The organism is Paraburkholderia tropica (assembly GCF_900109265.1).
GTDB lineage: Bacteria > Pseudomonadota > Gammaproteobacteria > Burkholderiales > Burkholderiaceae > Paraburkholderia > Paraburkholderia tropica.
The window spans coordinates 252,262-270,984 of sequence record NZ_FNZM01000004.1 but is presented as its reverse complement, the minus strand read 5'-3'; the positions used below and the strand labels follow the sequence as shown (position 1 = coordinate 270,984).

Genomic DNA, 18,723 nt, shown 5'->3' with positions numbered 1-18,723 from the left:
CTGCGCTGAATATAGGAAACGAAAAAGGCCCTTGAAAAAGGGCCTTTTTCATGATTTCCGCCAACGCGAAAATTAACGCGCGAGTGAGGTATGTATTTAAGCCCGATCGCTGCGGCGATTGGCGGCGCGGTCGGTGAACCACTCGACGACGTGATGCGCGTGGCTCGCGGGCGCCTTGGAATGCGCGCGGGAAGCGAGATCGGCTAGCGTGTGCTTTTCGAGTTCCGCGCGCATGCTGCGCTCGGCGGCCTGCATGACGGCGTGGATCGAGCAGGTTCCGCGCGTGGCCCAGGCGGGCGCCTCGCCCTCGAACAGCGCGCATTGGGAGCGTATTTCGCGGCAGTCGAACAGACGTTTGTCGCCGTCGATGGCGTCGACCACGTCTTGCACCGTGATGTGTTCCGGCGCACGCGCCAGCGCGAAGCCGCCGCGCACACCTTCCGTGGCCGAGACGATGCCCGCCTTCGACAGACGCGTGAACAGTTTGGCCGCGTAATCGACCGAGACGCCCTGCATCTCGGCGAGATCGCGCACGCTCGCCTCGCGCACGCCCGAAGGGTTGGCGAGATAGAGCAGGCAATGCAAACCGTATTCGACACCGGTGCTGATAAAAGACATGACGATACCGCGACTGACTGAATCGGAGTTACAAGATTAACACAGGCGAGCGGCGCGCGTCAGGCAGTCTTGCCAGGCAATAAACCCAGCAGCGTGAGCGCGGGCGCGACGGCATTCACGAGCCAGTCGCGCTCCGGTCGAATTCGCGCGATCACGCGCAGGCCCAGCAAGACGGCCAGCAGATGTTGTGCGGCCTCTTGCGCGCCGACTGTCTGCGCGATTTCGCCGCTGGCCTGACCGGCTTGCACGCAGCGCAGGAAGAAATCGCGGATCTGCACAATTTCGGCGGCGAGCGCGTCGCGCAGTTCTTCGTCGTCGGGCGTGGCTTCGAGGACGGAATTGACCATCAGGCAGCCGCGTTTGCCCGGATCGTCGAGCGAGCGCTGCACGGTTTCCGCGAAAAAACCGGCAATGGCGGTGCCCGGCGTGCCCGCGGCTTCGTGGCGCGCGATGCGCTCGCGCAGCGACTGCTGCAAATAGTGATCGAGCACGCGTAAAAACAGGGCGCGCTTGTCGCCGAACGCGTTATAGAGGCTCGGCTGCGTGAGTCCGGTGGCCTTGACGAGATCGCGCGTGGAAGTGGCTTCGTAGCCGCGCGACCAGAAGGCGTCGCACGCGGCGTTCAGCACGTCGGTTTCGTCGAATTCGCGAGGGCGGCCCATCGATGGCTCCGTGGCGGGGAAGCCATCATTTTAGATCAATCGATATGAAACGGGGGCTCAGCTTGGCGTGCCCATTTCCGGATCGCTGATGCTGTCCCGACCGGTTTCCACGCGGCCCGCGAAACGGCGCACGGTGGCCTCCGCGCCATTCGCGGCGCTCAGCGTGAAGTCGTACCAGCCGCCCGACGCGTCGAGCGGCCAGTTCTGCGCGACGCGCGCGCCGGGCGCGACGGTGAAAACCCACGGTCCGTCGTGCCGATAGGCGTTCGAGATCACGTTGCAGGTGGCGGGCTCGCGGCCTGCGTTGGCGATCGCGATGCCGATGCCCGTTCCGCCGCCGTTCGTCGCCACGTCATAGCTCACCTGAATTTCCACGCTCGCATCGTGTTGCGTGCGATCGACGTTGCCCGCGAAGCTGCGATGAAAGCCGTTGGGGCCGAGCACCCAGAGGTCGTAGGCGCCCGCGTCGGTGGAAACGGGCGTCCAGGTATCGGCGAGATGCTTGCCCGCTTCGACGGTATAGCGTCGCGGCGCGCGGTCGAGATGACGCTTGTCGTAGACGTGAAAGACCGCGCCCGCGCTGCCTTCGTTGCTGAAGACGAGATGCACTTCGCGATGTTTCGCATCGACGCTCGCATGCGTATGCAGCCGATACGGCAGCGCGCGCGACGGGCGGACGACGCGCGCCTGATGCGGCATCGTCTGTTCGCTTTCGGCGGGCGCGCGCACGGTTTTGAGCGCGCTTTGCTGGGCGTTGAGCGCATCGGCGGCGGCGCGCGTGGGCGCGGGAAACGTCGTGGCGGGTTGCTCGTTGGGCGTACGGAAATTGAAGGCGGAGGTCAGGTCGCCGCAAACGGCGCGCCGCCATGCGCTGATGTTCGGCTCCTGCACGCCGAAGCGCTGCTCGATGAAACGCAGCACCGACGTGTGATCGAACACCTGCGAATTGACGTAGCCGCCCGTGCTCCACGGCGAGATCACGAACATCGGCACGCGCGGGCCGGGGCCGTAGGGCTGGCCGTCGGGCGGCAGCGGCTGTTTGTCGCCGGGCGGATTCGGCACGGTGAAATAGTCGTGCTCGGTGCTGACCGTCGACTTGCCCGCATAGCCGCCGCCTTCGAGCGGCGAGGGCACGGCGGGCGGCGGCATGTGATCGAAGAAACAGTCGTTCTCGTCGTAGTTCACGAACAGCACGGTCTTGCTCCAGACCTCGGGATTCGCGGTGAGCGCGTCGAGGATCTGCTGGATGTACCACGCGCCCTGGCCCGGCGTGGAGATCGCCGGATGCTCGCAATAGGCTTGCGGCGAGACGATCCAGCTGACTTGCGGCAGCCGGTTCGCCTTGACGTCGTCCTTGAGCGCCTGCAGGAAGCCGCCGTCGGGCATCGTGTTGCCGATGCCTTTGTAGAGCGGCGATTGCGCTTCGATCTCCGGCGTCCACGGCCGGTTCGGCGAGCCTTCGATCGACTCGTGCACCTTGCGGTACGCCGCGAATCCCGCGAGCGGATTGTCGTTGTAGTTGTCGGGCTTGTTTTCGTAGACCTTCCAGCTCACGCCGGCCTGTTGCAGACGCTCGGGGTAGGTGGTCCAGGACAGGCCCTTCGCGGATTTATCGAGCCAGTCCCAGTCATTGTTGTTGACCACCGCATAAGGCGCGCCGCCGGGGCCGTTCGTGCCGGTCCACAGGAAGAGTCGATTCGAATTGGTGCCGCCGTGCAGCGAGCAATGGTAGGCGTCGCAGATCGTGAAGGCATTCGCGAGCGCGAAATGAAACGGCAGGTCGGCGGCCTGCAGATAGCCCATCGACACGTTGCCCTTCGCGCGCGGCCAGTGCGTCATGCGGCCCGCGTCCCACGCGGCGTGCGCGTCGAGCCATTCGTGCGCGCCGCCCGCGAGCAGCGCGTTGCCCTTGTTCCTGTCGAGGTAGAACGGCAGCAGCGTGCGTTCCCCGTCGCTCTGCTGCCAGACGCTCGCGTCCTGCGGCTGCGGAATCGTGATGCGGTCGCCAAAGCCGCGTACGCCAGGCAGCGTGCCGAGGTAGTGATCGAACGAGCGGTTTTCCTGCATGAAGATCACGACGTGCTCGACGTCGCGAATCGTGCCGGTAGCGTTGTGCGCGGGGATGGCGAGCGCGCGCCGGATCGCGGGCGGAAACAGGCTCAGTGCGGCGCCGGCCGCGGCGCTGCGCAGAAAGTGACGGCGGTCCTTCGAGGTCATGGTGCGGCGTGTGGTGATCGTGATGGGCGTGTGCGGGACGTGTCGCGCCTGGTTTAGCCGCCGACATCGCAAGTTTAAGCCACCGGACGGCCGACGCGGCATGCAAGCTGCTGCTAATCGGGCAGACGCGCCATCGACACGAAGGACATGAAGGACACGAAGCGCGCCATGACTGGAGGTGTGCCATGAACGATCGTTGCAAGCGTACTGAGGAACGGGCGCGCGAGGCATCGCAGCCCGCGACGCCTGAATCGCAGGAGGAGGCGCAGAGCGTGAAGCATCCGCGTCACGAAGGAGGCGAGCCGGTGGGCAGCCGCCATCCGCATGAGCCGCGTTCCGTGGGCGTGCAGGGGCATCGCGACCTCGAACGCGGTCTGGAGGATACGGACCGGAGGGGCGGCGATGCGTATCAGTCGCGCACGCAAAACGACGCGCAGGCGAACCGCAATGCGAAACCCAGGCGCGGCTGAATGCGCGTAAAAGAACCGGACGGGAGTGAAAGCGAAGACGACGCGTGCGGCAATGCGCGGCACGCGTCGTCTTCACAATCGTCAGCGTTATGTAATCAGCCGGACTTGCCGCCGCCGTCGAGCCCCGCGCCCTTGCGCCAGACTTCCTTGCCTTGCTCGGAAAGTTCGCCGCTACTGTGCGTGGCATCCGGTTGGGTGCCGTGAACGGCCATATCGCCGCCGGGCGGCTCCTGGGAAGGCTGCTTGTGCTGCTTGCGTTGCGCGACCCGGTCGTCCTGCGAGCGTCCTGCGTAGTCGGTCATGATGGCCTCCTGAGTGGCGTCGTCATGCTTCGTCATGGCGCAATGCGCGTGCCCCGCATCTCATCTGAAATCGATCAGGATGGCGAAATAACGAGGGTCAAGGCGAGGGCTCAAGGCGAGGCCACGCGGCGCAGGATATCGAGCAACTGGGATACCGCGAAGGGCTTGCGCAGGAAGCCGACCACATCGGCGTCGGCGGGCGGCGTGACGAGCGCGGAGACGAGCACGAGTGGCACGGCCGCGAGCTTGTGGTTGCGGCGCATCGCGCGCATCAACTCGAGCCCGTCCATGCGGGGCATCATGCAGTCGGAAATCACCACGTCGGGTGGGTCGGCGAGCGCGCTCTTGAGCGCGTCCGAGCCGTCGGCCGCGGTTCTGACCCGATAGCCTTCCTGCCCGACCAGCTCCTTGAGCGCATCCAGTGCGTTGCTGTCGTCGTCGACGAGTAATACGGTTGCCATACGTCGTTTACCTGTGCTGCGCGCTGCGACCGCGTCGGCGGTTCTCACATCGCGCACGCCCTTGTTGTTGCCGTGGCTGCGCCCCTGCTCCGGGCGGCCCGTTGCCGGTGACTGTCCGGCACGCCCGGCGGGCCCAGCAAGATTCGTTCCCGGTTGGCTCGAAGGTGTCGTGGTCTGTCCGCGCATAGGCTTTCTCCGCGCTCAACCGGCGCTCAGCGCGCGCGGACGGGCCTGCCGGTCATGCGAGGCGACGATCGATGCCGTCACCTCCGAAAAGCTGCCGAAGGCTTCGTCCGGCAACGCGCGCAATGCGTCGATTACGTCAGCGCGCGCGCCCGAGTGTTCGGCGCAGTCGAGCAGCGTGCCGGGATGGGCGGGAAAGGTCACGGCGTCGAGCGCGCGCTCGACGCGCAAGATCAGCGCCTCGCGAGCGACGTCCGGAATCGATGCGGGCATGGCAGTCTCCCTCAAGTTCATTTGCGCTTATTCCAGCAGACGGCGTTCCCGTCGATCCGTGCAGGCGCATCGAATTGCGGCGGGTCATGCCGAATAAAAGCTTGTCCGCGTTGAATATTGACGGCGGCGACTAAAAACCATGCAAGCTTTATGCAATTCGTGCCCTAAACTGACGTGTCCCTTTATCGATCAACACGCCAGTAGCGGCCGCGCGCAGTCCATGCTCAATCCGGTCAATATTCTTCTCGTCACGGTGCTTTCGAGCATTATGAGTCTCGCGATTCTCGGTTCGCTGCGGCCCGCGGGCATTCCGGGCGTGAGCCGCTGGATCGGCGCGTATGTGATGGCGAGCATCGCGATCGTGCTCGCGGGCATGCAGCGCATGGGCATGCCGTTCCTCACGGTGCTCGTATCGAACACGCTGCTCGCGATTGCCGTCACGCGTGCGCTCGAAGGCTGCCGCGAGTTTTTCGGCCTTGCGCCGCGCGTGCCGCTCGCGTGGGCGGGATGTGCGGCCGTGGCGGCGGGCATCGCGTGGTGGTACTGGGTGGAACCGGATCTCGGCGCGCGCATTGCGCTCATATCGATGTTTCATGCGTCGATTTATGGCGCGATCGGCTGGCTCGCGCTGCACGGCCGGCCGTCGGGACGGCCGCGCTACAGCTATCGCTTTGTTACGTGGTCGGCATGGCTGGGCGCGCTGGCGCATGGCATGCGCGGCATCATCTACGGCTGCGGATTCGTGCATCAGACCACGCTGCTCGATTCCACGCCGTTCAACGTCGCGTATCTGGCGCTCGGCATTCTGGTGTTGCCCGCGTTGTCGATCGGCATGGTGCTGCTCGCGCACGACCGCATGGCGGAGCGGCTTGAACGGCTCGCCAATCGCGACGAACTGACCGGCGCGCTCACGCGCCGCGCCTTCGTGACGCAAGCCGACGCCTTGCTCGGCGCCGCGCGCGCGGCCCGCGTGCCGCTCGCGCTCGCGATCATCGACATCGATCACTTCAAGGCCGTCAACGATCTGTATGGTCACGCAGCGGGCGACCGCGTGCTGGCGCATTTCGGGCGCGTGATGGCGGCGGGTGTGCGCGAAACCGATTTATTCGGACGGCTCGGCGGCGAGGAATTCGCGCTGCTGTTTCCGGCGACGGTGCGCGAACACGCCGCCGCGCGCGTCGACGCGCTGCGCGTGGCCGCGCTTTCGGTCCGCCGCACGGCGGATCATGCCGCGCCGGTTCACAACATGCCCGGTGTCGACGCCGTGCAACCGGTGCACGACGGTTTGACGTTCAGCGCGGGCGTGGACGCGCTTGATGACGGCGACACCTTGACTTCGCTGATGGCGCGCGCCGACGCGGCGCTCTACGAAGCGAAAATGCGCGGACGCAACCAGGTCGTGAGCGCACGCGCCGCCGTGCCGCGCGACGCCATTTCCGCCGCCGACGACACGAAAATTTCATAACGGCATCGGCAAGATTATTTTTTGCCGTATCGCCCATGCCTGCGTCCCGAATGACGAATTATTTCGTCACTGCGTTTTTCTTTTTCTTTCCCCCATTCGATTGTTGCAGTTTTTTATCTGCCGACAGCAGGTAATTCATGCCGCCCGCATGAAATTTTTGCTGTCGAGATGATGTTTCGACGATGGCAAAACCATTTCGGAATGCAAAGCGCATCGAAGCCCGTGAAATGCATCACACCGCTGTTTTTAAAGGATAATTATCGAAGGTGCGATAAACGTTCCTCGCAACGTTTGTTCCAGCTTGCGGTGCGCCATCGTGCGCGCGCCGTGCGGAACGGCACCCCATTCATCGGGCGAGCGTCTTTTCAATGAACCCGTGGCGGTCGCGCGTAGCGTCCGTCGCGCGGGTGTCGGGACGCTCGTTCAAGGCGTAAAGCGCCCGTATCCGCCTTTCAATTCGCAGCCGTTTGCGCGCGTCCGGGGGGATGCGTGGCGCGTCGACGGGAGGTCGCGCCACGGGGAGATCAGCGCACCATCGCAGCGCGCCGCGTGCACGTTTGCCCGTGCCTGCCCGCGGCTGCTCGTGTCCGTTTTGCGTGCATGAGGCGCAGCCGCCACGCGCTGTCCGTGCGCACACGTTTGCGCCCGCCGCGCGCCCTCGTCGCCACGCGCGCGCCAGCCTTCTTATTCGCCATTCATTACCAGCCTGTTGCCTGGATGTCTCGCCATGCCGTTGTGCGCGTGGTGTCCAGGCTCGGGTGTATCACCGGCCAGCTATCGCAGTCGATCTCGACCGAGAAGTCGTTCGCGGGGGGCGGCCATCCACCACCAAGGAGCCTGAGATGAAAGCAGTGAATAACACGAATAACAACTGGCGTGACGCACACAACAACGACGCGGGCCTGCCCGCGTTTCTCGCGGCGCGCGTCGACCGCTATTACGAGGCGCGCGTGCAGCAGACGTGGGCGGGCGGCCACATCATGATGGGCCGCGAGCCGGACGCGCAGGCGCTGCATCTGTCGAGCAACGACTATCTGTCGATCGCGCGCCATCCGGAGATTCTCGACGCGATGTGCACAAGCATCCGTTCGGACGGTAACGGTCTGCTGATGTCGGGCATTTTTCTGCACGGCGACGCGTGCCCGCAATTGCTGCTCGAAGACCGTTTCGCGCGCTATATGGGTACGGAAGCGAGCGTGCTGTGTCAGTCCGGCTTCGCGGCGAATACGGGGCTGATCCAGTCGATCGCCAATGCGCAGACGCCGGTGTACGTCGACATGATGGCGCATATGTCGCTGTGGGAAGGCATTCGCAGCGCGGGCGCGAAGCCGATCAGCTTCATGCATAACGACGCCGAGCATCTGGAGCAGCGCATTCGCCGTTACGGGCCGGGGATTGTGATGGTCGATTCCGTGTACAGCACGAACGGCAGTGTCTGTCCGTTGCAGGCTTTCGCCGACGTATGCGCCACGCACGATTGCGTGTTCGTGGTCGACGAGTCGCATTCGCTCGGCACGCACGGGCCGCATGGCGCGGGCCTCGTGGCGGAACTGGGTCTCGGCGATCGCGTGCATTTTCGCACCGCGAGTCTGGCGAAAGCGTTTGCGGGGCGCGCCGGCATCATCAGTTGCTCGCGGCGCTTTCAGGAGTATTTCAAGTTCGAGGCGCTGCCGGCCATTTTCAGCTCGACCCTGCTGCCGCACGAAACCGCGGGTCTTGCCGCCACGCTCGACGTCATCGAGCGCGACGACTGGCGCCGCACGCGTCTCGCGTCGAATGCGGCTTACGTGCGGTCGAGTCTGGCCGGCTTCGGCTACAACCTCAACGGCAGCGAAACGCAGATCGTCGCGCTCGAAGCGGGGCCGGAAACGCAGACCATCGTGCTGCGCGATGCGCTGGAGGCGCGCGGTATTTTCGGCTCGGTGTTTTGCGCGCCCGCCACGGCGCAGAATCGCTCGCTGATTCGCCTGTCGATCAACGCGGCCATGAGCGATGCGGATCTCGAACGGCTCGTGGAGGCGTGCAAGGCGATACGCGACGAAGTGCAGATGTGGAACTGGCCGTCGACGCGGCGTCTGCTGGAGCGTGGCGAAGGCCGTTCGCGCACGCGTCAGGCTCCCGCGCTGATCGAGTTGCCGGAAGCGGCGTGATGCAGCCGCAGGCGCGTTAGGGATCTACCGCGTTAAAACCGGCGTGGGGCGTTCAGTGCGTGCCCCACGCCGCCTGGATTTCGCGGTCGAGGCGCTGTAGATAGCCGTCGTACGGCGCGATGCCGTCGAGCGTGAGCCCGGGCGGCTGCTTGACGATGGAATAGACGTAGCGGCGCTCGCCTTCGAATACCGATGCGGGATGCATGTAGAGCCGCCAGTCCGCGCATTGCGCCGGATAGTAGCCTTCGGTGCGCCAGAAGTAGGGCACGCTGCCGTGGCTGTCGAGTTCGGCGAGGAAATTGGCGGGCGCGCTTTGTTCGACGGCGATCTCGCGCACGCCGCGCAGCGATTCCTCGGTATGGATGATGAGCAGATAGGCCGTGCCTTCCGCGTCGAACATCAGGAGGCCGTGCGGCTGCCATGAAAGATAATGCTCGACAATGCCGAGCGAATGAAAAATGCCTTGTACATGCGTGGCGAGCGCGCCGTCCTTGAGAAACGCATATTCCGACACCGCGAGCGCATCGAGCACGCTGCCGCTGGTTTTATCGAAATGCGCGAGCTGCATGTCGTGAATCGCCTGATTCAGAGTTTCTACTGCATCGGCTTCATGCTTGCGAATAAAGCGATCAATCAGCCCTTCGTTGAAACTTTTCACCGCCACGTGTTCGTCGGCCTTGCCCGTGAGCATGATTTTCTTGATCGCGGGATTCGTGAGGCGGCGGCAGAATTCAATACCGTTGAGTTCAGGCATATCGTAATCCACCACCACGACCGAAATGGATTCGAAACGCGCCGGCCGGTTCACGAGGCTGCGAATGGCGTCCACGCGCATGGCGATTACCTGATGCGCATCGTTTTCCTCGGTGCGGTCGAGATAGGGGCTGAAGATGGGCGAGACGGGATGATCCTGCGCCGCGCGCGCGTTGAGATACTTCAGGCCCTCGCCGGGCGAGCTGAACATCCGGAACGCCAGCTCCGGGTCGAGTTGCAGGCTCAGATTCGAAAGGAATGCCGCACTGTCGTCGACGAAGGCGACCGTGGTTGGCCAGGAAAATGGCTGAATGGCTTTCGTCATGGCGTTGGGAATGTCAAAACGAACTCGGTATATTGGCCTTTGACTGAAGAGCAGGTAATCGCTCCCCCCATCGCTTGCATGACATCGCGGCAAAATGCCAGGCCGATTCCCGCGCCGAGCGATACGTCATCGGTGATGGTGCTTGAAGTATAAAAGCGGGTAAAGATGTGCGGCAAGGCTTCGGATGAAATACCCGTTCCGGTATCGCTGAAAATCAAGCGGTTGGCACGTTTTCCTGATTCAAGACGAATAGAAATATGCGCGCCTTCGATACTGCCCATATGGCGGAAGGCGTTCTTGATCAGATTGAACAGCACGTGTACGGTGAGCATTTCCGATCCGGTGAATTCGAAATCGAGCCGCAGATTGCAATGCACGCGCGCGCGGTCGCCTTCGCGAAACGGATAGCGCGCCAATGCCGTTTCCACGCAATGCGCGATCGAACACGGACTTGCGTTTTGCATCGGTCCGCCGGTAAAGCGCGCGGTGGCCAGCAGCATGTCGATGATGGCGTTCGAATGCAGCGCTTCCTGCTCGATGCGGCCGACCACGCCTTGCATCGAATGTAGATGCGCGACGCGTATTTTGGGCACCGGCAGACTGTTGCGCTGGGCCAGCAGATAGGTGTCGAGCAGTGCGGGCAAATAGCGCATGAGGCCGGCCGCGCCCACGCGAATGGCGACGAGCGGCGTGCGCAACTCGTGCGCGACGCTGCCTGCCGTGGCCAGCATGGCGCGCTCCTGTTCGATCTGGATGCGGTCCTGATCGTAATTGGCAATCGCGCCGATCGCCACGGCGAACGAGAAAATCGCCAGATGGGTGAGGTAAATGCCGCTCAGCGAGAAGCTGTCGCTCGTGACCGTATAGGCGAGCAGCGCCAGCCCGATGCCGACGAGAAACTGCAGCACGAGCATCAGCCAGTCGAGCAGCAGCACCATGACGAAGGCGGCGATCAACGCGCTTTCCACCCACACTTCATTACCGTTGTTCTTGAACAGCATGAAAGTGAAGAAGAACGGCAATCCGTAGAGGGTGCAGAAATACCAGTACCACGGCAGGTATTTCTTTATCGCGGCGGGCCAGCGATCCGGAAACAGAAATGGCGCGAACAGTGCGGAACCAATCAGACGCAGCGTAAGATTTTCATACGGCTGCGGAAACAGGACTTTCCAGACATAGTAATAAAGCGGGAAGCCGAGGGTGGCGACCACGGCGAACGGCCGCATGCGCCGCTTCACGTATTGCATGTTGCGCAGCGCGGGTGCGAAGGCGTGCGCCATGAACGCCCTCAGCGCAGCCCATTCGCGCCGCGCGCGCAGCGAGATTCTCGATACGTTCATCAGGGTGGAGTCGCTCATCGTTGGGTACCGGACCGCCGGCTGCGCGGCTGTGCGTGTGCACACGTTGCGGCGTGTTGCAGCGCCGCGCGCCGTGCCCCGCGTCCCCGTGGCGGTCAGGCGGCGCTCGCGGCCAGAGCAAACGATACCATCATTGCGATGCGCCGTTCTGGCTGTGCGGGGTCCGAACAGTTGGCGTTCAACGGATGGCTTTGCGCGGTGTAAGCATTCGATGCTGGGCGCATCGTTTTGCAGCGCCGTGGTGCATGAATAGCCGGCCGCAGCCGTGCGATGAGATTGAGCGCGTTGTTCAGCTGTTATTCAGCGTGTTATTCAGCGCCCATGTGGATACGCACGAAGCGCTCGATGGCGTCGTCGAGCGTGGCGCGGGCATCGCGATGAGGAGAATGGCCGCCCGAGTCGAGTGTCAGCACCTCGGCGTGCGCTACGGCCTCGCCAATCGCTTCGATTTGTGCGAGCGTGCCGTACTGATCGTCGCGCGCCTGTATGGCGAGCAATGGCACGGTGATGGATGCGATGGTCTCGACGATATTCCACGTGCGAAATGCCGGATCGAGCCAGATGTCATTCCAGCCATAGAACGCCGAATCCACATCGTCGTGATAGCGCGCGAGCTTCGCACGCAGAGTCGATTGTGAATCGGTCGCTTCGTAGGCACGTTTCGTTTCGGCGATGCTCGTGACCGAAATCGTTTCCACGAATACATGCGGAGCGATCACGACCGCGCCTGCGAGCGCACGCGGATAACACGCCGCGTAGAGCAGCGCGATCGAGGCCCCGTCGCTGTGCCCGATGAGCCACATTCGCGCGCGTTCGGCTTCGCTCACGCCAAGCGTGTCGAGCAGTGCGGGCAACACGTCCCGCGCCTGCTCCGACATGAAATCGACGGGCCATTTTTCTGCGGGCGCGCGCGGCGTGGAGCGGCCATAACCGGGTCGCGAATACAGCAGCCCGCGCAGACCGAGACGTTCGCAGAGTTCGTGTGGCCAGTCTTTCCACATCGCGATCGAGCCGAGTCCTTCGTGCAGAAACACGGCGAGCGGCGCATGCGGATCGCGCACGCCGACCCGGCGATATTCGATGGTCAGCGTGCCGCGTCGGGCGGCAAGGTTGGCGCTGGCGGGCAAGACGGCGAATTCGCTGCTGTTCATGAGTTCAAGGCGGAGCGTGAAATTGTTCGCGCAGACGGAAGCGCTGGATTTTACCGGTCGCGGTCTTCGGCAAATCGTCGACGAAGAGAATATCGCGCGGCGTTTTATGGGGCGCCAGACGTGTTTTCACGAAGGCCTTGAGCGTCGCGGTCATGGCTTCGGTTTCGGCGCATTCCGCGCGCCGCCCGCGTTTGAGTACGATGAAGGCGCAGGTTTTCACGAGCCCGTTCTGTTCGACGCCGATCACCGCCGCTTCGAGCACCGCTTCGTGCTGCACGAGTACCATTTCCACTTCGATCGGCGAAACGTATTGACCGCTGACCTTGAGCATGTCGTCGCTGCGGCCCGCGTAGACGTAGCAGCCGCCCGGCAGGCGCCGGTATTTGTCGCCGCTGCGGACCCAGTCGCCGAGAAAGGTCGCGCGGGTTTTCTCGCGATTGTTCCAGTACATCAGCGCGGCGCTCGGGCCGCGAATATAAAGGTCGCCGATTTCGCCATCGGCGACGAGCTGGCCGGTTTCGTCGCGCAACTCGATGTCGTAGCCGGGTACAGGGCGGCCCGTGGTGCCGTATTCGACTTCGCCGGGACGATTCGACAGAAAGATATGCAGCATTTCCGTGGAGCCCAGTCCGTCGAGAATATCGCTGCCGAAATGCTGGTGAAAAAGCTCGCCGATTTCGCGTGGCAACGCTTCGCCGGCCGACGTGCAGATACGCAGCGCGACCTCCGCGCGTGCGGGCAAACCGGGCGAGGCCATCATGCTGGCGTAGAGCGTGGGCACGCCGTAAAAGACCGTGGGGCGATGCTGCACGAGACGTGCGAAGACCGCGTCGGCGGTCGGGCGCTCGGCCATCAACACGGTGGTCGCGCCGACCGAAAGCGGAAATGAAAGGCCATTGCCGAGTCCATACGCGAAAAAGAGTTTGGCTGCTGAAAATACAATATCGGTTTCGCGGATGCCGAGTATCGGCTTTGCGTAGGTTTCAACGGTCCAGTAAAGATTCGCGTGCGTATGGACGGTGCCTTTCGGTTTGCCGGTCGAGCCCGACGAATAGAGCCAGAAAGCGATATCGTCGGCGTGGGTGGGTGCGATGCGAGTGAGCGGTGGCGAGGCGTCGATGAGCGCGTTCAGTGCATGATCGACGTGCTGATCCGTGAGCGGATGCGAAACGATCAGCGTGCAATCCGTGCAGCCCGCCTGTTCGAGTGCGGTCGTCACGGCGGGCAGCACCGCACCCGATGCGATCACGACACGCGCGCGGCTATGCGTGAGCATATAGGCGTAGTCGGCGGCAGTGAGCAGCGTGTTGACGATCACGGGCACCACGCCCGCAAGCAGTGCGCCGAGAAAGGCCACGGGCAATTCCACGGTGTCGAGCATCACGAGCAGGATGCGTTGCTCGGCATGCGCGCCCAGCGTGCGCAACGCGCCAGCGAAGCGGCGCGCGCGTGTTTCGAGTTCACCGTAAGCGAGCGTGGCGTCGTCGTCGATATAAGCGGTTTTATTGGCGCGCGAGGCATTCAATGCGAAGAGATGCGCGGCGAAATTGAATTGCGTGGGCGGGGGAACGATCGATGCGGTTGCCCGTGCCGGTGACGCGGCGCTTTCGAATGACGCTGCCTGAGTGTCCACGATGCTGTCTCCGCTCTGTCCGGCTCGATTGCGCGTCGCCGCTGGCCGGTGGTGCTATCGGTCGTTATATTGGTGTGGATTGCTAACTATTGCTTTGGCTTCCGTGCGGATTTTTCGTGTGTCGGCCGTTTCGATGCTGCCGCTCGCATCGTTCCGCACGTTGCTCGGTCGGTCAACTCGATGTGCATAATTTTGCATGAAATCGCGCTGACGCTCGCCCGGGACGATCTGTCCGAGCCACCAGACTATCGCCGCGGAGCCATTTGGCGGAAAATTAGCCGGTAGCAAAGTCTGTGTCAAGCACTATAGTACATAAAATCGCGCTGAGAGGTTCTGAAGATGAAGCAAACATACGTTGCCGAACCGCAGGCGGACGAGGCCGCCGAGGTTGCCGAGGCGCAGGAGGGCGCGCGCGGCGAACGGGCGGAACGCGATCCGTTTCTCACGGCGATGGGCGAGCGCGTGCGCATGCTGCGCGCGCGCCGTGGCATGACGCGCAAGGCGCTGGCGGCGGAAACCGGCTTGTCCGAGCGTCACCTCGCGAATCTGGAGTCGGGCGTGGGCAACGCCTCCGTGCTGGTGCTGCGCCAGATCGCGCTCACGCTCAATTGCTCGCTCGCCGAAGTGACCGGCGACGTCACCACGTCGTCGGCGGAATGGCTTTTGATTCGCGAACTGCTGCAAGGACGCGACCCGGCCGCGCTGCATCGCGCGCGCGTCGCGCTCGCGGAGATGTTTGCGCAGGCGCCCGCCGACCCGCATCGCAATGAACGTATCGCGCTGATCGGCCTGCGCGGCGCGGGCAAATCCACGCTCGGCCGCATGCTCGCGCAGGAGCGCAAGGTGCCGTTCGTCGAACTCACGCGCGTGATCGAGCAGATGGCGGGCTGCCCGCCGTCGGAAATCCATTCGCTCTATGGCGCGAGTGCGTACCGACGTTACGAGCAGCGCGCGCTCGAGGCGGTGATCGCGGAGCATCCGCGCGCGGTGATCGCTTCGCCCGGCGGCCTCGTTTCCGAGCCCGCGACTTTCAACGCGTTGCTCGCGCATTGCTTCACGGTCTGGCTGCAGGCCGCGCCCGAGGACCACATGCGTCGCGTGGTGGCGCAAGGCGACCTGCGTCCGATGTCGGGCCACGCGGGTAACAACGAGGCGATGGACGATCTCAAGCGTATTCTCGCGGGCCGCGCCGAGTTGTATGGACGCGCGGACATGAGCTTCGACACCAGCGAACGCACGCTGGCCGATGCCTATCTGCAACTGCGCGACCGGTTGGCGGCGCGGTTGGGTGCGGAGTTGCCGGTGCGCGTCGATTGAAGGATTGAGTGGCGCTGTCGCGCGGCGCGCACGAGCTGCGTATTCATCCTGCATTGTAGTTCATGGTTTACCCATCGTGGCGTCTTAATATGCAGTAAAGTGCTTTACTTGGGTGGGGTGTTGCACTATCGTTCATTGAAACGATGAGGCAAATACCCCAGGAGACGCCCATGGCTGCCGCCGAAACCGTCCTCGCCCCGCAAGACGCCGCGCTCCCTGCGCGAGTCGATTACCGGACCGATCCCTCGCAGTATCGACACTGGACGCTCACATTCGACGGCGCGATTGCCACGCTCGGCCTTGATATTGCCGAAGACGGCGGCATTCGCGACGGCTACAAGCTCAAACTCAATTCCTATGATCTGGGTGTCGATATCGAATTGCACGACGCGCTCCAGCGCATCCGTTTCGAGCATCCCGAAGTGCGTACGGTGGTGCTCACAAGCCTGAAAGAGCGCGTGTTCTGCTCGGGCGCGAATATCTTCATGCTCGGCCTTTCATCGCATGCGTGGAAGGTCAACTTCTGCAAGTTCACGAACGAAACGCGCAACGGCATGGAAGATGCGTCGCGCCATTCGGGCCTTAAATTCATTGCGGCGGTGAATGGCGCGTGTGCGGGCGGTGGTTATGAACTCGCGCTCGCCTGCGACGAGATCCTGCTCGTGGATGATCGCTCGTCGACGGTCGCGCTGCCTGAGGTGCCGCTGCTGGGCGTGCTGCCCGGCACGGGCGGCCTCACGCGTCTCACCGACAAGCGCAAGGTGCGCCATGATCGCGCGGATATCTTCTGCACGGTGGTGGAAGGCATTCGCGGCGAGCGTGCGAAAGCGTGGCGTCTCGTCGACGATGTCGTGAAGCCGAACCAGTTTCGCCAGGCCGTGCAGGCGCGCGCGCTCGAACTGGCCGCAACGAGTGATCGTCCCGTGGATGCCGAGGGCGTCGCGCTGACGCGTGTGGCGCGCGTCGAGCACGAGAACGGCTTGAGTTATGCCTGTCTCGACGTGACGATCGATCGCGCGAAACGCACGGCGACCTTCACGGCGAAAGCGCCGGTTGAGCCGCTGCCAGAAGGCATCGATGCGATCGTGGCGGCCGGTGCGGCCTGGTGGCCGCTTCAATTCGCGCGCGAACTGGACGACGCAATCCTGTCGATGCGTAGCAACGAACTCGACGTCGGCACGTGGCTGCTCAAGACCGAAGGCGATGCGCGCGCCGTGCTGGCCGCCGACGCCGCGCTGCTGGCCCATCGCGATCATTGGTTCGTGCGCGAAACCATCGGCATGTTGCGCAGAACGCTGGCGCGCCTCGACGTGTCGTCGCGTTCGCTGTTCGCGCTGATCGAACCGGGATCGTGTTTCGCGGGCACCTTCGCGGAATTCGCTTTTGCCGCCGACCGGACCTATATGGCGGCGCTGCCGTCGAACGAAGACGAAGAGCCAGTTATTACGGTATCCGAAACAAATTTCGGACTCTATCCGATGATTACGCATGAGTCGCGGCTCGCGCGGCGTTTCTACGGCGAAGCGGAATCGCTCGATGCGGTGCGCGAAAAGATCGGCCAACCGGTCAATCCCGCGGACGCCGAGCGGCTCGGGATTGTGACCGCCGCGCCGGACGATATCGACTGGGCCGACGAAATTCGTATCGCACTGGAAGAACGCGCGGCGATGTCGCCCGATGCGCTCACGGGACTCGAAGCCAATCTGCGCTTCAACGGACCGGAGACGATGGAAACACGCATCTTTGGCCGCCTCTCCGCATGGCAGAACTGGATCTTCAATCGCCCGAATGCGGTGGGCGAAAAGGGCGCGCTCAAGGTGTACGGCAAGGGCAGCAAGGCGCAGTTCGATGCGTCGCGCGTTTGATTCGTGTTTGACATGCGCGTGATTCGTCTTCTATTCACGCCCGATTCGAAACAGATCGCCGCAAGGAACCGATATGTCCACCATTAACTACAGCGAAAAGATTCCGAACAATGTCAATCTCGCCGACGACCGCACGCTTCGGCGCGCGCTCGAACAATGGCAGCCGAATTTTCTTTCGTGGTGGGGCGACATGGGGCCGGACGGGTCACACGGTTTCGACGTGTATCTGCGCACGGCCGTGAGTGTGGATGCGGGCGGCTGGGCGCATTTCGATCATGTGAAAATGCCCGATTATCGTTGGGGTATTTTTCTCACGCCGGGCGAAGCGGATCGCAAGATTCATTTCGGCGCGCACAAGGGCGAGCCCGCGTGGCAGGAGGTGCCGGGCGAGCATCGCGCGAACCTGCGCCGCATTATCGTCACGCAGGGCGATACGGAGCCGGCTTCGGTCGAGCAGCAGCGTCATCTGGGCCTGACTGCGCCGTCGATGTACGACCTGCGGAACCTGTTTCAGGTGAACGTGGAGGAAGGACGGCATCTGTGGGCGATGGTGTATCTGCTGCATCGCTACTTTGGTCGCGATGGTCGTGAGGAAGCCGAAGCATTGCTGGAGCGCCGTTCGGGCGACGACGACAATCCGCGCATTCTGGGCGCATTCAATGAGCGAACGCCCGACTGGCTGGCGTTTTTCATGTTCACGTATTTCACTGACCGCGACGGTAAATTCCAGCTTTCCGCACTCGCGGAATCGGGATTCGATCCGCTCGCGCGCACCACGAAATTCATGCTGACCGAAGAAGCGCATCACATGTTCGTCGGCGAATCGGGCGTGTCGCGCGTGGTGCAGCGCACGGCGCAGGCAATCAACGAACTGGGCACCGACGACGCGGCGCGTCTGCGAGCGGCGGGTGTGATCGACCTCGATACGATCCAGCGGTATCTGAACTTCCATTATTCGGTGACGATCGACCTGTTCGGCGCCGATCATTCGTCGAATGCCGCGACGTTCTACAGCTCCGGTCTCAAGGGCCGCTACGAGGAAACGAAGCGCGACGACGATCACCGTCTCGAAGGCCAGCATTATCGTCTGCTCGAGGTTCAGGAGGGAAAGCTCGTCGAGCGCGAGGTGCCGATGCTCAACGCCATGAATGAAGTGCTGCGCGACGATTACATCAAGGACTCGGTGGCGGGCGTGAATCGCTGGAACAAGGTGCTGGAAAAGGCGGGTATCGGCTTTCGCCTGAGCGTGCCGCACAAAGCGTTCAATCGGCAGATCGGCACATTCGCTGGCTTGCGCGTGGCGCCCGACGGCCGCGTGATCGACGAGGCGCAATGGGCGGCGAACGAGGCGAACTGGCTGCCCACGGCGGAGGATCGCGCGTATGTGGCTTCGTTGATGGGCCGCGTGGTGGAGCCCGGCAAATTCGCTAACTGGATCGCGCCGCCTGCAATGGGCATCAATCGACAGCCCGTCGATTTCGAGTACGTGCGCTTCAACTGAAAGATGGCGTGGCAGGCAG

At 63.3% G+C, this 18,723-nt stretch carries 16 protein-coding genes; 6 read left to right on the top strand and 10 right to left on the bottom strand.

The genetic code is table 11. The features are described 5' to 3' along the window. Positions 1-96 precede the first annotated feature (96 nt). Genes BMY06_RS07880 through BMY06_RS07870 form a run of 3 tightly spaced genes read right to left on the bottom strand, consistent with a single transcriptional unit; the run spans position 97 to position 3,497 of the window. A complete protein-coding gene (locus BMY06_RS07880; RefSeq protein ID WP_065065426.1) occupies positions 97-618 on the bottom strand; it encodes an RrF2 family transcriptional regulator in 522 nt (173 codons plus the stop codon). Positions 619-677: 59 nt separating this feature from the next. After that, the gene (locus BMY06_RS07875) at positions 678-1,280 is read right to left on the bottom strand and encodes a TetR/AcrR family transcriptional regulator (RefSeq protein ID WP_065065425.1); all 603 of its coding nucleotides are present in this window, start codon (positions 1,278-1,280) and stop codon (positions 678-680) included. A 57-nt stretch (positions 1,281-1,337) separates the two neighbouring features. After that, the gene (locus tag BMY06_RS07870; RefSeq protein ID WP_074982468.1) at positions 1,338-3,497 is read right to left on the bottom strand and encodes a phosphocholine-specific phospholipase C; all 2,160 of its coding nucleotides are present in this window, start codon (positions 3,495-3,497) and stop codon (positions 1,338-1,340) included. Between the two features lie 185 nt (positions 3,498-3,682). Here BMY06_RS07870 and BMY06_RS07865 point away from each other — a divergent pair, with 185 nt between their 5' ends. Beyond that, the gene (locus tag BMY06_RS07865; protein ID WP_065065423.1) at positions 3,683-3,967 is read left to right on the top strand and encodes a hypothetical protein; all 285 of its coding nucleotides are present in this window, start codon (positions 3,683-3,685) and stop codon (positions 3,965-3,967) included. Positions 3,968-4,062: 95 nt separating this feature from the next. Here the strand turns inward: BMY06_RS07865 and BMY06_RS07860 are convergent, their stop codons facing one another. The 3 genes from BMY06_RS07860 to BMY06_RS07850 form a co-directional block, all read right to left on the bottom strand. After that, complete coding sequence (locus BMY06_RS07860) at positions 4,063-4,269, bottom strand: hypothetical protein (RefSeq protein WP_074982698.1); 207 nt, start codon at positions 4,267-4,269, stop codon at positions 4,063-4,065. 110 nt (positions 4,270-4,379) lie between these two features. Beyond that, a complete protein-coding gene (locus tag BMY06_RS07855) occupies positions 4,380-4,730 on the bottom strand; it encodes a response regulator (RefSeq protein ID WP_065065422.1) in 351 nt (116 codons plus the stop codon). A gap of 201 nt (positions 4,731-4,931) precedes the next feature. Continuing rightward, positions 4,932-5,186, bottom strand: coding sequence for a DUF2795 domain-containing protein (locus BMY06_RS07850; RefSeq protein WP_074982466.1), 255 nt, complete (start codon positions 5,184-5,186; stop codon positions 4,932-4,934). A 220-nt stretch (positions 5,187-5,406) separates the two neighbouring features. Between BMY06_RS07850 and BMY06_RS07845 the strand changes: the two genes are divergently transcribed. Both BMY06_RS07845 and cqsA read left to right on the top strand, forming a co-directional pair. Next, positions 5,407-6,651 (top strand): GGDEF domain-containing protein, encoded by a 1,245-nt coding sequence (locus BMY06_RS07845; protein WP_074982464.1) that lies wholly within the window; start codon positions 5,407-5,409, stop codon positions 6,649-6,651. Between the two features lie 842 nt (positions 6,652-7,493). Continuing rightward, positions 7,494-8,801 (top strand): alpha-hydroxyketone-type quorum-sensing autoinducer synthase, encoded by a 1,308-nt coding sequence (gene cqsA, locus BMY06_RS07840; protein WP_074982462.1) that lies wholly within the window; start codon positions 7,494-7,496, stop codon positions 8,799-8,801. Positions 8,802-8,853: 52 nt separating this feature from the next. Here cqsA and BMY06_RS07835 read toward each other — a convergent pair whose 3' ends face one another. From BMY06_RS07835 to BMY06_RS07820, 4 genes are all read right to left on the bottom strand, one after another. Next, the gene (locus tag BMY06_RS07835; RefSeq protein ID WP_065065418.1) at positions 8,854-9,879 is read right to left on the bottom strand and encodes a response regulator; all 1,026 of its coding nucleotides are present in this window, start codon (positions 9,877-9,879) and stop codon (positions 8,854-8,856) included. After that, entirely contained in the window at positions 9,876-11,105 is a 1,230-nt protein-coding gene (locus tag BMY06_RS07830; protein WP_244144359.1) for a sensor histidine kinase, read from the bottom strand. The genes BMY06_RS07835 and BMY06_RS07830 overlap by 4 nt, the downstream gene beginning before the upstream one ends. Before the next feature lie 440 nt (positions 11,106-11,545). Beyond that, positions 11,546-12,388: an alpha/beta fold hydrolase gene (locus BMY06_RS07825; protein WP_074982461.1), complete on the bottom strand. Its 843-nt coding sequence runs from the start codon at positions 12,386-12,388 to the stop codon at positions 11,546-11,548. A gap of 4 nt (positions 12,389-12,392) precedes the next feature. Next, the gene (locus tag BMY06_RS07820) at positions 12,393-14,021 is read right to left on the bottom strand and encodes a benzoate-CoA ligase family protein (protein ID WP_074982459.1); all 1,629 of its coding nucleotides are present in this window, start codon (positions 14,019-14,021) and stop codon (positions 12,393-12,395) included. 339 nt (positions 14,022-14,360) lie between these two features. On the opposite strand from BMY06_RS07820, the gene BMY06_RS07815 reads away from it, so the two are divergent. From BMY06_RS07815 to boxB, 3 genes are all read left to right on the top strand, one after another. Continuing rightward, positions 14,361-15,338, top strand: a complete 978-nt coding sequence (locus tag BMY06_RS07815; protein ID WP_074982457.1) for a helix-turn-helix transcriptional regulator — start codon at positions 14,361-14,363, stop codon at positions 15,336-15,338. 170 nt (positions 15,339-15,508) lie between these two features. Further along, complete coding sequence (gene boxC / locus BMY06_RS07810) at positions 15,509-17,203, top strand: 2,3-epoxybenzoyl-CoA dihydrolase (protein ID WP_074982455.1); 1,695 nt, start codon at positions 15,509-15,511, stop codon at positions 17,201-17,203. Positions 17,204-17,276: 73 nt separating this feature from the next. Next, on the top strand, positions 17,277-18,704 hold the full coding sequence (boxB, locus tag BMY06_RS07805; RefSeq protein ID WP_074982454.1) for a benzoyl-CoA 2,3-epoxidase subunit BoxB: 1,428 nt from the start codon (positions 17,277-17,279) through the stop codon (positions 18,702-18,704). Positions 18,705-18,723: the final 19 nt, after the last annotated feature.